Here is a 14,980-nt window from a genome sequence, read left to right as displayed (position 1 = left end):
TAGGGTTTATTTATGAAATTATTGATTTTATAAATAAATTCTATCAAAGAAGAGCCTATGTCGATTTATTTTGTACATTTTTTTGGAGTATTTTTTCCTTATGCACTTTTGGGTGCTTTATTTTTTTATAATTTAAAAACTTCTTTAGTGTTTAAACTTGCTTTTGTGGGTTTTGTTTTTTCTTATTTTGCTTTTTTTATTAGTGCTAAGACACTAAATTATGATTTGTTATATTTTTCTAATGATATTTTATTTGTTTTATTGTTTTTGGTTATTATTATTTTTTCTTTTATACGAAATAATTTTTTAAAAGAAAAAATTCAAGCTATTTTACTTTTTTTATTATCTTTTGCTTTTGGCATAAAATACTTACATATTTCTATAGATTTTCCTATATTAAGCACTAATTTCTTAGATTCTTTGGCGATTAACTCTTTTGGGCTCATTTTGCTTGCTTTTGTATTATGTTTTGGAATTTATCTTTTTACAAGATGGCTAAGAGAATTTAAATTTAAGTTTTTAAATTTATTTTTATTTATTATTGTGATTTTTTATCTAAATGAAACTTTAGCTCAAATTTTATTACATCTTATGAGAGAAGGTGTTATAGAAACTGAAAGTTTATATTTAAGTTATGTAGCAAAAAGTGTGTATTATGCTAAATTTTATACTTATATATGGTTTTTATTGTTAGGAATTTGTATAGTTTTAGCTCTAAAGCAAAGAGTGGGTGAAAATACCAAGAAAAAAGATTTTGATATAGAATTTAGAAAAAATTATGCTAAAAATTCAAAAATCACAAATTTTAGTGCAAGCGTTTTTAGCGCTATGGTTTTAAGTCTTTGTATTTTTCTTTTTTATGACTTGCATGCTTCAAGACCTGTAACCATAGATGAGCCAAGTTATGTAGAGCCAAATGAAAATGATGAATTTGTCTTTGATGTAGCGATTTTAAGAGATAACAATTTACACCGCTTTGCTTATATTAGCGATGAGGGTAAAGTGGTAAGATTTTTCTTAATCAACAAAAGAGAAGACAAAGACTCTCCGGTGGCGGTTTTTGATGCTTGTAGTATTTGTGGTGATATGGGTTATGTTAAAAAAGGCGGAGAATTAATTTGTATTTCTTGTAATGTTAGAATTTTCTTACCAAGTGTAGGTAAAGCTGGTGGATGTAATCCTATACCGATGAAATATAAATTTGAAAATGGTAAAGTTATCATACCTTTTTCAGAAATTTTAGATGGGGTAAATTTTTTCACTCAAGTAGTAGAAAAGAAAGTTTATGATCCTATCGATAATACAGAACTTATCAATTTAAAAGCACCAAGATCTTATGTTTATAAAGGAAGAACATACTTTTTTGCCAATGAAAAAAACTATGAAGAGTTTAAGAATGATCCTTTAAAATACATTGATATAAATAAAACTTCAAAATATAGAATTCATAATTTATTAGGAAATGACTATGCAAATTAAGATTATAAAAAATTCTATTTTCCAAAATAAAATTCAAAAATCTCTAGCTTTGCTAACGATTTTTTTAGCTACTTTGCTTATGGCTACGATGTTAAATCTTACTTTGGGTATAGGCAATGAGATTACAAAAGAACTAAGAAGTTATGGATCAAACATTTTAGTTTTACCCAAAGGTGCAAGTTTGAGTGTAGAGGTGGGTAATAAAATTTATGAACCTTTAAAAAACCAAAATTTCTTAGAAGAAAACAAGCTTCACACTATAAAAGAAATTTTTTGGAGAAATAATATCAATGCCTTTGCGCCATTTTTAGATACTCAAGTAAAAATTCAAACTTCAGATGCAGATTATGAAAATGTATCTTTGGTGGGAACTTATTTTGATAAGGCTATAAAGGTGCAAGATGATGATGATTTTTATGCAGGGATTAAAGAGTTATACAAATATAGCAAAATACAAGGAAATTATCCAAAAGATGATAGCTTAGATGAGGTAATGTTGGGTAAAGACTTAGCGCAAAAGTATGATTTAAAAATAGATGATGAAATATCTCTTGTGCAAAATGAGCAAATTTTCAAAGTAAAAATTGTTGGTATTATAGATTTAACTCAAGCTTTTTCGAATAAAATCATCACTTCTTTACTTTTAGCACAAAAGCTTTCAAAGAAAGAAGGTTTATTTGCTAAAGCAGAAGTTTCGGCTTTGACTATACCTGAAAATGATTTAGCACAAAAAGCAAGACGCGATGTGGATAGTTTAAATCAACTTGAATACGATCAGTGGTATTGCACTGCTTATGTAAGTTCTATTGCTTATCAAATTGCAGAAGATTTTAAAGGTGCTAGCACAAAAGTTGTAAGTGCAATTTCAGACGCAGAAAGTTTAATAGTATCTAAAATTCAATCTTTAATGGCAGTGGTTAGCATTATATGCTTAATAGTAGCTTCTATAGCCATCTCGTCTTTAATGAGTGCAGATATTTTTAGAAGAAGAAGTGAAATAGGACTTTTAAAAGCTTTAGGTGCTAGCACTTTGCAAATTTATATGATTTTTGTTTTAGAAGGTGTTGTTGTGGCTTTAGTTGGAGCTGTTTTGGGTTTTGCTTTTGGTATGGGTATATCAGAAATTATTGCTTTGAGTATATTTGAACATATCATCGCAATCTCTTGGATTATTTTACCAATTTGCTTATTTTTTGCAGTGCTTATAGTATTTTTAGGATGCTTATTTTCTATCAAAGGAATTTCTAAACTTTCTACTTCAGAGGTTTTATATGGGAAATAATTTTTTTATACAAGAGGTTTTTAAATCTCTTATTTTTTCTTACAAAAGAGTTTGTGTTATATTTATAGCGGTGTTTATGGGTGCTATGGTTAGTGCTTCATTTTTTAATATTTATTTTGATATTGATACAAAATTATCTAAAGAATTAAAAGCTTATGGAGCTAATTTTATCATTACACCAAAAGATGATGAGTTTTTAAGTATGGATGAATTTAATCAAGCTAAAGAAAAATTAAAAGCAAAAGCTTTAACCCCATTTTTATATGGTTTTTATAATCTTGAAAGTTCAAGTGCAGTAGTGGTTGGAGTTGATTTTGCAAATTTAAAACTTACTAAACCTTTTATAGAGATTTTAAAAGGGAGTTTTTCTTTAAGCGATTTTAGTGAAGATAGTGCCTTTGTGGGAGCTGATTTGGCAAAGCAATTAGAGTTAAAAATAGGACAAGAATTACAAATTTATAATCCAAGTATTTCTAAAATAGTCAAAGTAAAAATCAAAGCTATCTTAAGAAGCAATGACGAACAAGATGGAGTTTTAATCATCTCTTTAAAAAAAGCACAAGAATTAGCAGCTAAAGAAGTGATAAATTATGCTCAAGCTATTTTACTAGGTGATTATGAAAGCTTAGATCAAAAAGCAAAAGAGCTTAGTAAAGGCAATATAGAAGCTAAGGTTATAGCTTCAGTGTCTATAAGTGAAGGTGTGATTTTAGAAAAGATTAAAGCTTTAATGGCTTTGATTAGTTTGACGATTTTACTCATTAGTTCTTTGAGTGTAAATACTACGCTTAGTGCTGTGATTTTTTCAAGAAAAAAAGAAATAGCCTTACACCTTGCACTAGGAGCTAAATATAAAGATATTATCAAGCTTTTTGGAGCTGAAGTATTTATTTTAAGTTTAAGTGCGAGTTTATTTGGAGCTTTTTGTGGGTATTTTTTAGCAAATATTTTTGGATATTTGATTTTTAATGCAAGCATAGATTTTAGGTTGCTTTCGGTATTTTTTGCTGTTTTTGTTTCTTTAGTATTTGCGTTTTTGGCTAGCTTTTTGCCACTAAAAAAAGCTTTAAAAATAAATGTTTGTGAAAATTTAAAGGGTGAGTGATGAAAAATATTATAAAAATTTCAAATTTAAATCGCAATTTTAATGAAGTTAAAGCTTTGCAAAATATAAATTTAGAAGTAAAACAAGGCGAGTGGTTAGCTATTATGGGTCCATCAGGTTCAGGCAAATCAACACTTTTAAATATACTTTCTTTGATGGATACTCAAAGTAGTGGGGAGTATTTTTTAGATGATAAAGAGGTTGGAAAATTAAGTGAAGAAGAAAAAGGCGTGATTAGAAGAGAAAAAATTGGTTTAATTTTTCAGCAATTTCACTTAATACCTTATTTAAATGCTTTAGAAAATGTTATGCTAGCTCAATTTTATCATTCTAGCATAGAGCAAAAAGATGCTATAATGGCTTTAGAAAAAGTAGGATTATCACATAGACTTACGCATTTACCAAGTCAATTAAGTGGTGGCGAGCAGCAAAGACTATGTATAGCAAGAGCTTTAGTGAATGATCCTGAAATTTTATTAGCAGATGAGCCAACTGGAAATTTAGATGAAGCTAATGAAAAAAACATTTTAGAACTTTTTTGTAAATTAAAAAAAGATGGTAAAACCATAGTTTTAATCACTCATAATCCAGATTTAGCTACTTTTGCTGATAGAACCATCATTTTAAGTCATGGGGTAATGAAAAGTGAAAATTAAAAATATAATTTTGGCTTGTTTGTGTGTATTTTTGTTAAGTGCTTGTTTTGAAAACAATAACAAAAATGGCGGAAAAGTTGGCTTAAAAGCACCAGAACTTGCAGCAAAAAATTTAGCAGGTAAGAAAGTTAAAATATCTGATTTTGATAATCTTGTTGTTTTAACTTTTGTAGAGCAAGGTTGTGCTTCTTGTTTAAAGGACTTGCCACTTTTAGAAAAACTAGCTAATGAGTATCCTAAAAAAATCACTATTTTGGCAGTAGATTCTATAGATAAAGGTAAAGAGTTTGAAGAATTTGCTACAAAATATGATTATAAAAATATTACATTTTTACAAGATGATTTAGATATTACTTGGCAAAGATTTAGCGTTTTTGCTGTGCCAACAACTTTTGTCATTAAAGATGGTGTAGTACAAGATAAAATAATAGGAGAAAAACCATGGTCGTATTTAAAAGCGTCCATTGCTTCTTGGCTATAATATTTGCTTTGTTTTTAAGTGCATGTACAGACAAAATTTTCCAAACCTTAAATTCAAGTAGTGATTATACTTTTAAATACAATGGTTTTGAAAAAACACTAAAAATTCAAAAATTAAACAATGCCTATGCATTATTTTTTTTCACTCAAGATTGTGGTGTATGTAAAATGCAAATTCCTATACTAAATGAACTTTATAAAGAAAGAAATTTTCTTATTATAGGTGTGCTAAATGATGTAAAATCCATCGATGAAGCACGAAAAATTTCTTTAGATAAAAATTTAAAATTACCACTTTTATACGAAGCTAAAGCAAGTTCATTTTTATCAAAAGCTGTAGATGGAATTTATGGTGTGCCTGTGGTGGTTTTTTTTGATAAAAATGGTAAAATGAATGAAAAATTTATAGGACTTACTCCAAAAAGTATTTTAGAAAACAAGATAAAAATCTTGCAAACTTTTTAACCCCTTCATTTTTCTCAAAAAATCTCCATCATCTATTTATTAAAATTTAGAATTAAATTACTTTTAATTTATTAAGCTTAAATTTATAAACATAATATTAATATTTTAAATATATTTATTTATAAAATTATTAGCAGTTGTATTATTAATTTATTTATAAAAGCAATAAAAACAAAAACATTCACAAATTTAATAAAGGATTTTTTTATGTTAATATTTTCTTCACGGGGGGGGGAATTGAATAATTTTAATTTAATCTCTTCTTGTAAAAAATTATCAAAACAAATTCTACTTTCAAATATAGTCGCTTCTTTACTTTTTTCATCTACATTTGCTCTACCTAGTGGAGGTAAATTTACTCACAACACAAGTGGTAATATTATTACAAATGGTAATAATATGCATATTAATGGTAATGGAACAAACTCTGTCATTCAATGGGGTGGTGGCTTTAGTATAGGTAAAGGTGAGAGCGTGAATTTTAATGGAAACAATAAAAACTACCTAAACATTGCTCATGGAACAAGTAAATCTACTATAGATGGATTATTAAATGCAAATGGTAATAATGTATTTTTAATCAATCCTAATGGAGTAATCATTACTAAAAATGGAACTATCAATGCTAATCGCTTTGTAGCTTCTACTTCATCAATGGATAATGCAGCTATGCAAAGATTTGCTAATATGAGTAATTTTAATGATGGCTTAAGCTTTTCACCAGTATTTAAACCATCTAAAGCTGGCAATGTAGTCAATATGGGTAATATTAATGCAGATAGTCTTTTATTTCAAGGAAATAAAATACTTTTAGATGCTGATACTAATTGGGATAAAGAAAACAATGAGATAAAATTAAATCAAATCACAGCAGGTAGCATAGATTTAAAAGGTAATGAAATTTATGTAGATATTTCTACTATAAATTCTAAAAATCTAACCACTGATGCGAAAAATAAAGGAATTGCTTATTTAAGTGCTACAGGTTATTATTGTAATCCTACAAAAAAATATAATGATATTGTATTTACTACTAAAGGTAATATGGATAAAACATATAATCAATATATTAGCATAGGTTCTGATATAGATTGGTGGCATTTTGCTAAAGGGTGGAATGAAAACAAAGCAGGATTTAGAGATACAGCTAGTGAATATAGACTTACAAATGATATAGATTTTAAAGGTAACAAAGGACAAGGAGAAGCAGGTAAAGACTGGCAAAACTATGCTAATTATTGTATAGATGGTTTAGGTTGTACTTCTATGATAGTTGGCTTCTCTAATGCTTTTACCAAAACCTTTGATGGACAAGGTTATACTTTAAAAAATATCAATATAGACACAACTTCTTTAAGTGATAAACCTAAATATGTTGGTATATTTGGTAAAATTGAAAATGCAACTATTAAAAATATCAATGTAGATTATATGGGTGGTGGTATAAAGGCCAATGGCTTTGCCGGTGGTTTTGCTGGTGAAGCTAGAGGAACTTTTACCAATATTTCTTTAAATAATATAGGGAATGTTAGTAGTAGTGGTAATGATAGTGATAACTATGCCGGTGGTTTTGCTGGTGAAGCTAGAGGAACTTTTACCAATATTTCTTTAAATAATATAGGGGATATTAGTAGTAGTGGTTTTTATAGTCATACTGGTGGTTTTTCTGGTCGTACTGAACGCACAAATTTTACTAATATTTTTTTAAACAATATAGGAAATATTAGTAGTAGTGGTCGTAATTATAGTTATATCGGTGGTTTTGCTGGTAGTATTAATGGTAATGGAACTTTTTCTAATATTTCTTTAAATAATATAGGAAATATTAGTAGTAGCCATAGCAATGGTAATAGTTATGCCGGTGGTTTTGCTGGTTGGGTTTATGGAACTTTTTCTAATATTTCTTTAAATAATATAGGGGATATTAGTAGTAGCCATAGCAATGGTAATAGTTATGCCGGTGGTTTTGCTGGTGGTGCTAGTGGAGCTTATACCAATATCTCTTTAAATAATATTGGTAGTATTAGTAGTAAGAGTTATGATCGTAGCTCTGCCGGTGGTTTTGCTGGCGATGCTAGTGGAGTTTTTACCAGTATTTCTTTAAATAATATAGGGGATATTAGTAGTAGTAGTGGTAGTAGATATGGTAGCTACGCTGGTGGTTTTGTTGGTTATATTAATAGCAGCCTTGCTTCTAAAAACATTTATATATTTTTTAATCCAAATATGAGTATAAGTGCAAGTGGTGGTAATCAAAATTATGCTGGTAAATTTGTTGGTTATAAATATGGTAAGCTTACCTTTAACAATGTCCATATCTACCATAAAGATGGAGAATTAACTAATGCAACAGCTGATAAAAACTACTGGGGTAATAGCAATGATAAAATCCAAATTCACACTTATAACAACTCAAACCAAGAAAGTGTCTATCAAGACTTTTTATCTAAAGCAAATACTATAAGCAAACCAACCCCACCAACCCCACCATCTAATCCATCTAACCCACCTGATCTTACAGATACTAATGTAAAATTAGATGAAAATGATTTACACCAAGATATAGTCAATGAAATCATAAATGATATTACTAATAATCATTATGAATTAAATATAGCTAATTTACTTAATATGCTTAAAGATAAAACTAACTATACTAATATGAATGAGGAACAAAAAACTAACTTTATAGCTAAATACTTTCTAAAAGGAGATACAACAAAAGCTTTAGAAGTAGTTCAAAGTTTAGACTTTCTTTTAGCTTATGAAAACAATGGCTTAAGCACTGCAAGTAATGATAAATTTGAAGCAAATGGTTTAAGTGTTAAAAACACTTTAATAGCTAATACTAAAAAAACAATCAAAAACAAAAATGATTTATTTGATTTTTTAAGTGATGATTTAAAAAATTTAGTTGTTAATTATAATCAAAACATAACAGATTTAAAAACAGCTCAAGAGCAATTAAAAATAGCCATAGCAAAATACAATGACTATGTTAAAAAAGTCAATGAAAATCCTAGTATAAAAAATGATGCAACTTTAAATGCTTTAAAAGCTGAAGTAGATAGATTAGATAATCTTAGTAAAGAGCTTTTTGCTAGTATAAATAATAATCAAGAATTATTACAAACTTATCAAAATAAAACTAGCACTGATTCAAATAATCACTTTAAAATAATAGGTAAATTTGATAATGTAGCTTTACTTATACCTAATTTAGATGAAATAGTAGTTGATGGTAATGAAAATGAAGATTATAAAAAAGTATCACGCCAAGTAGCTAATGCTCAAAAACAAACACCTACTTTTGAATATGAAGAAGATGAAAAGCAAGAAGTAGAAGAAGCTTCTATGAAACAAAGATCAAGAACTTGCATAGTAAGTGATAATTATAAAACTATGAATCCTTGTGTGGTAGGGGGAATGTAGTCTAATAAACATATAAAACAAACACTAGGATTTATCCTAGTGTTTATAATAAATATAAGCATAATTGTGTTTATCAACTAATAATAAAAACAATAATTTTAATTTAAAGAATATAAAATTAAGGAAAACCATGAAAAAACTTTTACTTAGCACCATAGCAATTAGCTCTTTAATCTATGCTAATGAAGGAAGTATTAGCATAGCTAAAAATGATATAGAAAAAGTTATAGAATTATCCCCTGATAGAAACCTCCCTCAAAATAAAGCCATCAAAGAAAATCTAAAAACCAAACAAGACTATATAAAAGGGCAAGAAGCTAAAAAAGACTTTGAAGAAAAAAAGAAGAATTAAAAGAAAAGCTAAAACAAGAAGATGAAGCTAATGAAGAAACTAATAACCAAAGCACTAATACTACTAATAAAAACTCAACTAACCAAAGCACTAAAACAAACAATAATAAAACTAACACCAACTCTAGTATAAAAGATAAAACAAATAATAATTCTAACTCAACTAATAATAGCTTTAATACCAATCATAATTCTAACAACAACCCAACTAGCCAAACTAATACCAATACTACTACTAATAAAATAGCTATAACCAAATATAAGTTTGTTCTTACTAATAAAGATACTAGCTTTGAAAAGCTAGGTATTAAAGAAGAAGATTTACAAAACTTAGTAAGTGAATTTAGTGCTAGAAAATTTAGCCTACAAGATTTACAAGATATATCTAATATCATTGCTTATTATTTCCAAGTAAATGGTTATCCTGCAGCAACAGCTTATGTTCCTCAACAAGAATTTGATGAAGAAAGTATTCAAATAAATATTTCTTTAGGAGTATTAGGCAAATATATTATTAAAAATAAAACTACTATCAAAGATCATTTTTTAGAAAGTAAGCTAAATCAAAGAATCAAAGGCAAAATCATTTCTACTAAATTAATAGAAGATAGTGTATATAAAGTCAATGAAATGTATGGAGTTCAAACCCTAGCAGGCTTACAAGCAGGAGAGAATGTAGGAGAAACTGATATAGTTATAGAAGTAGAACCTGATAGCAAGGCTAATGTATTATTATATGCTGATAATTATGGTATTAAGAGTGCAGGAGAATATAGAGCTGGTATTAGTATGGGATTTAATTCTATACTTAATATGGGAGATTATTATAATTTTTACTTACAAACTAGTGATGAAAGACAAATCAATTATGGAGCAAGTTATACTTTCTTTATAGGAAATTTAAAAGTTACTCCAAGCATATCTCAAGGTTCATATTCTTTAGGTGGAGAATATGAAGGTTTAGGTTTTAGTGGTACTTCTAGGAATTTTGGTATAGACTTTTCTTATCCTGTATGGATAAATACAAATTCATCTTTATATTTTACTTCTAGTATTTATCATAAAATACTTAGTGATGTAACCTTAGATCTTTTAACCTTTGATAAAAGCTCTAATGTAGGAAGTGTAGGTTTAGAAGGTTTATTTAGAGGATTTGAAAACAATACCTTAAGCTATAGTGCTAAGATAAGTGTAGGTAAGGTTAATGATGATGGAACTACTATATTTGGAGATACTTCTAAAAGTGATTCTAAAGGCTTTGGTTGGTTTAGAAAACTTAATGCTAGTGTGAATAATTATTATAGTTTTAATGAATACATTACCCATACGATTAATATAAACTATCAAAAGGTATTAGGAAATTTTGAACTTGATTCTTCTGAGAGTTCATCTTTAGGTGGAGCTTATGGAGTAAGAGCTTATGATAATGGAGATGGTGATGGAGATAATACTATCATAGCTAACTTTGGTGTAAGAATAAATATACCAAATACGAATTTTTACTTTACTCCTTTTTATGATGTAGGTTATGCTTGGTATGAAAAAGATTCAGGTAATAGAAGAGATGATGAACATTTCTTAGATGCGCTAGGTTTGCAAATACTTTATAATAAAGCTAATGAGTATTATATAAAACTTGATGGAGCAAGAGCATTACATAAATACAAACACGATGATGAACATAGAATGAAATTATATTTAAGTGGTGGGGTGTATTTTTAACCCTTTGTTTTAATCATCACTTAAAATATATTTTTTAGATAAATTAAATACCAAGGAAAATCTCAGGTTTTAACTTAAGCATTAAGCTATAAGCAGCTAAACTAGCTTGCTCTCTTGTGTAGTTTCTATTACCTTGTATATGAATACATTCTTGTAAAAAGGTTCCATCTTTATACATAGCTCCTATATAGATGGTGCCTGCTTTTGTGTTTTTATCATCATCTTCTCCTGCTACACCACTAATTGCTAAAGCAAAATCACAATTTGTGGTTTTAAATGTTCCTTTTAGCATAAAATAAATACAACGATCAGAATATTCGCTTACACTTTCTAAGGTATCATTACTCACTCCAAGCCAAGAGTTTTTTAAGCGATTAGAATAAGTTATCAAAGAGCCTTCAAAAATACTAGAAATTCCAGAATTTTCAGCTAGTTTTGAAGCACAAAGTCCGGCAGTACAGCTTTCTGCAAAGGAAATTTTTAAATTCTTTTCCAAAAGTTTTTTTGCTATAAATTTTATAGGGTCGTTGCCTAAAAAAACTTTACCGGTGAAAAGTTTAAAAACCCCTTTTAAAAAACCTTCTAATTTGCCATATTGACTAGCACTAGCTCTTATACAAATTAAATTTTCTAATAATGCACTTGATTTTATCTGTATATCAAACGAAGTAGTTAGTGTTCCTAGTAAAATATTTGCACTCATCTCATCTATATCCAAAAGACAAAAGTATGCATAGTTTAATTGCGGTTCTTGTAAAATTTGAGGTAATTTTGTTTCTATGTTTGTGTTTAGTAGATTAATATAGCATTGTTTAAAACTGCTTATAAAACTATTTTTTACACGAGTTGCTTTTGAAGGCACTAAGGTGTCATTTTCTAAAATCAAAACATCATCATTTAATGTTGCTATGATTTTTGCTATAGTAGCATAGTATTCATTTATGCTAAAAATTGTTATATATTTATATTTTTGAGAGAGTTTTTCAAGTAAAAAAGGAAGATCTTTATCAGGTTTAGAAATAAATTTTAACTCATGAAGTTCTAAGAATTGTTTTTTATACTCTTCTTGAATATAACGCATATAATTTTCATTTATAATAAGCTCATTTCCTATGACAATAATTAAGTGTTTCATGATTTTCCTTTTTTAGTGCGATTATAGCAAAAAAATAAGTGCAAATTAAAAGTATTTTAAGTAGAATTAACTATTTTTAAATTTTTAAGGTGGATAGTATGGATTATAAAGATACGCTATTGCTTCCAAATACTACTTTTGCAATGCGTGCAAATTTAGCAGAGCTTGAGCCTAAGCGTTTTAACAAGTGGTTTGAAAATAATTATGCTTATGAGAAAATGAAACAAAAAAGACAAGGAGTAAATGAGAGTTTTACCCTGCATGATGGACCTCCTTATGCTAATGGGCATTTGCATATTGGTCATGCTTTAAATAAAATTTTAAAAGATATCATTATAAAAATGCATTATTTTCAAGGCAAAAAAGTGCGTTTTACTCCGGGTTGGGATTGTCATGGTTTGCCTATAGAACAGCAAGTTGAAGTAAAGCTTAAAGAAAAAAAACAAAGTCTTAGTAAAAAAGAAATTCGTGAATTTTGCAGAGAACATGCACGAGAGTTTGTAAATATTCAAAGAGATGAGTTTAAATCTTTAGGTGTAATAGCTGATTGGGATGAGCCATATTTAACTATGAAAAATGCTTTTGAAGCTGACATTTACAAAGCTTTATGCAAGATAGCTAAAAAAGGACTTTTGCTAGAAAGAAGTAAGCCTGTTTTTTGGAGTTGGGCTGCTAAGAGCGCGTTAGCAGAAGCTGAAGTGGAGTATGAGGACAAAGAAGATTACTCTATTTTTGTAGCATTTGAACTTGATAAAAACTCTTGTGAAAAATTAAGCGTTGAAAAAGCAAAAGCAGTCATTTGGACTACTACGCCTTGGACTTTACCAGCAAATCAAGCTATATCTTTAAATCCAAATGAAAAATATGTTATTACTGAAGAAGGTTTTATTTTTGCTAAAGCATTACTTGAAGCTATGATAAATAAAGGTTTTACTAAGGGCGGAATTCAAAAAGAACTTTTAGGTGCTGAATTTGAAAATTTAAATGCTATCAATCCACTTAATCAAAGAAAATCCACTTTAATCTTAGGCGATCATGTTTTAATGGAAGGTGGAACAGGACTTGTTCATACTGCACCAGGACATGGTGAGGATGATTATTATGTATGTTTAAAATATGGTATTGAAGTGATTATGCCAGTAGATGATGGTGGATGTTATGATGAAACGCTAAGAGTTAAAGGACTTTTACCAGAACATTTATTAAGCGAGTTTATAGGACTTCATATTTTTAAAGCAAATGAGCGTATTTTAGAATTGCTCGGTGAAGCTTTACTTGAAAGTTCTAAATTTACACATTCTTATCCATTTTGTTGGAGAACACATAAACCTGTTATTTATAGAGCAACAAAGCAATGGTTTATTTTAATGGATGAGAAAAAGCTAGATGGAAAATCTTTAAGAGAATTAGCACTAGAGCAGTTAAATAATGTGAAATTTTACCCAGAAAGCGGAGTAAAAAGACTTAGCTCCATGATAGAAAATCGCCCTGATTGGTGTATATCAAGACAAAGAGATTGGGGTGTGCCTATAGCTTTTTTTAGAGATAAAACTACTAAAGAGGTAGTTTTTGATGATGAAATTTTAGATCACTTGATAAGTCTTTTTGAAGAAAATGGTGCTGATATTTGGTGGGATTTAGAAATTAAAGATTTATTACCGCCAAATAGCAAATATGACCCAAATAACTTAGAAAAAGTTTATGATATTTTAGATGTTTGGTTTGATAGTGGCAGTACTTGGGAAGCAGTGCTAAATTCAAACAGATACGACGCAGGAGAATATCAAGCTTCGATGTATCTTGAAGGAAGCGATCAACACCGCGGATGGTTTCAAAGCTCGCTTTTAATCTCAACCGCAATTAATCATAAAGCTCCATATAAAAATATCCTTACCCATGGTTTTACCGTAGATGAGAAGGGTCAAAAAATGAGCAAATCTAAAGGTAATGTGATTTTGCCTCAAAATGTAGCTAAAAATTATGGAGTAGAGATTTTAAGACTTTGGATTATGCTTAGTGATTATTCAAGTGATTTAAAAATTTCAGATAATATCTTAAAGCAAGTAAGCGAGCAGTATAGAAAAATAAGAAATACTATAAGATTTTTGCTTGCAAATACTAATGATATAGAATTTTTAGAAACAAAAAATTTCACACTTTTAGATAAGTGGATTTTAATGCGTGCTAAAATAGCTTTTGAAACTTGTGAAAATGCTTTTGAAAGATATGAATTTGCAAAAGGCTTTAGTGTGCTTTTAAATTTCTTAAGTGCTGATTTAAGTGGGATTTATTTAGATATTTGTAAAGATAGATTGTATTGTAATGCTAAAGATGATACAAAAAGAATAAGTGCGCAAAGTGCTATGGTGCTAATAGCTAGAAAACTTTTCACACTTTTAGCTCCAAGTTTAACTTATACTATAGATGAAGCTTTAGAGCATGCAAATGCAGCTATTAAAGAAAATGCTAAAGATGTATTTGATTTGGTATTAAAAAATGGATTTGATTATGAATTTAAGGTAGAAGATGAGTTATTTATAAAATCAAGAGAAAAATTCTTTGAAATCATCGATACACTAAAAAAAGATAAACTCATCAAATCGACTTTAGAATTATCTTTGCAAACTAGTGCAAATGAGCTTTTAAGTGAAGATATAGAAGAAATAGCAGATTGGTTTATGGTAAGCTCAGTAGAAAGCTTAGATGATAAAGAAGCTTTAAGTGAATTTAAAATAGATAATTTAAGCTTTAAAATCGTGCGTTCTTCGCTACATAAATGTCCAAGATGTTGGAAATTTTTAGCAAAAGAAGAAGAGTGTTTATGCCCAAGATGTAATGGAGTAGAAAAAGCAAAAAATGTTTGAGCAAGCTTT

The 14,980-nt window shown here is 28.6% G+C and carries 12 protein-coding genes; 10 read left to right on the top strand and 2 right to left on the bottom strand.

What is annotated here, in order from left to right; genetic code table 11:
- Positions 1–57 precede the first annotated feature (57 nt).
- The 8 genes from CARM_RS06055 to CARM_RS06020 all read left to right on the top strand — a co-directional run bounded on the left by CARM_RS06055 (position 58) and on the right by CARM_RS06020 (position 9,251).
- On the top strand, positions 58–1,479 hold the full coding sequence (locus CARM_RS06055) for a Fe-S-containing protein (RefSeq protein WP_139425748.1): 1,422 nt from the start codon (positions 58–60) through the stop codon (positions 1,477–1,479).
- Positions 1,469–2,761: an ABC transporter permease gene (locus tag CARM_RS06050; protein ID WP_139425750.1), complete on the top strand. Its 1,293-nt coding sequence runs from the start codon at positions 1,469–1,471 to the stop codon at positions 2,759–2,761. Before CARM_RS06055 ends, CARM_RS06050 begins: the two co-directional genes overlap by 11 nt.
- Entirely contained in the window at positions 2,751–3,866 is a 1,116-nt protein-coding gene (locus tag CARM_RS06045; RefSeq protein ID WP_139425752.1) for an ABC transporter permease, read from the top strand. The genes CARM_RS06050 and CARM_RS06045 overlap by 11 nt, the downstream gene beginning before the upstream one ends.
- Positions 3,866–4,522, top strand: a complete 657-nt coding sequence (locus tag CARM_RS06040; RefSeq protein ID WP_139425754.1) for an ABC transporter ATP-binding protein — start codon at positions 3,866–3,868, stop codon at positions 4,520–4,522. Before CARM_RS06045 ends, CARM_RS06040 begins: the two co-directional genes overlap by 1 nt.
- 10 nt (positions 4,523–4,532) lie before the next feature.
- On the top strand, positions 4,533–5,003 hold the full coding sequence (locus CARM_RS06035) for a TlpA family protein disulfide reductase (RefSeq protein WP_176301013.1): 471 nt from the start codon (positions 4,533–4,535) through the stop codon (positions 5,001–5,003).
- On the top strand, positions 4,964–5,467 hold the full coding sequence (locus tag CARM_RS06030) for a TlpA family protein disulfide reductase (RefSeq protein ID WP_139425758.1): 504 nt from the start codon (positions 4,964–4,966) through the stop codon (positions 5,465–5,467). Before CARM_RS06035 ends, CARM_RS06030 begins: the two co-directional genes overlap by 40 nt.
- Before the next feature lie 207 nt (positions 5,468–5,674).
- Positions 5,675–8,899 (top strand): two-partner secretion domain-containing protein, encoded by a 3,225-nt coding sequence (locus CARM_RS06025; RefSeq protein ID WP_176301012.1) that lies wholly within the window; start codon positions 5,675–5,677, stop codon positions 8,897–8,899.
- A gap of 130 nt (positions 8,900–9,029) precedes the next feature.
- A complete protein-coding gene (locus CARM_RS06020) occupies positions 9,030–9,251 on the top strand; it encodes a hypothetical protein (protein WP_176301011.1) in 222 nt (73 codons plus the stop codon).
- A gap of 184 nt (positions 9,252–9,435) precedes the next feature.
- On the opposite strand, the gene CARM_RS08445 is transcribed toward CARM_RS06020, so the two are convergent.
- Entirely contained in the window at positions 9,436–9,645 is a 210-nt protein-coding gene (locus CARM_RS08445) for a hypothetical protein (RefSeq protein WP_244948519.1), read from the bottom strand.
- On the opposite strand from CARM_RS08445, the gene CARM_RS06015 reads away from it, so the two are divergent.
- On the top strand, positions 9,557–10,972 hold the full coding sequence (locus CARM_RS06015; protein ID WP_244948523.1) for a ShlB/FhaC/HecB family hemolysin secretion/activation protein: 1,416 nt from the start codon (positions 9,557–9,559) through the stop codon (positions 10,970–10,972). The genes CARM_RS08445 and CARM_RS06015 overlap by 89 nt on opposite strands.
- A gap of 43 nt (positions 10,973–11,015) precedes the next feature.
- Here CARM_RS06015 and CARM_RS06010 read toward each other — a convergent pair whose 3' ends face one another.
- Positions 11,016–12,107 (bottom strand): CinA family protein, encoded by a 1,092-nt coding sequence (locus CARM_RS06010; RefSeq protein WP_176301010.1) that lies wholly within the window; start codon positions 12,105–12,107, stop codon positions 11,016–11,018.
- Positions 12,108–12,205: 98 nt separating this feature from the next.
- Here CARM_RS06010 and ileS point away from each other — a divergent pair, with 98 nt between their 5' ends.
- Positions 12,206–14,971, top strand: a complete 2,766-nt coding sequence (gene ileS, locus CARM_RS06005; RefSeq protein WP_139426905.1) for an isoleucine--tRNA ligase — start codon at positions 12,206–12,208, stop codon at positions 14,969–14,971.
- Positions 14,972–14,980 lie beyond the last annotated feature (9 nt).

The sequence above is a fragment of the Campylobacter armoricus genome, from assembly GCF_013372105.1.
Classification (GTDB): Bacteria; Campylobacterota; Campylobacteria; order Campylobacterales; family Campylobacteraceae; genus Campylobacter_D; species Campylobacter_D armoricus.
The sequence above is the reverse complement of the archived record's forward strand: the minus strand, read 5'-3'. Positions and strand labels throughout refer to the sequence as shown.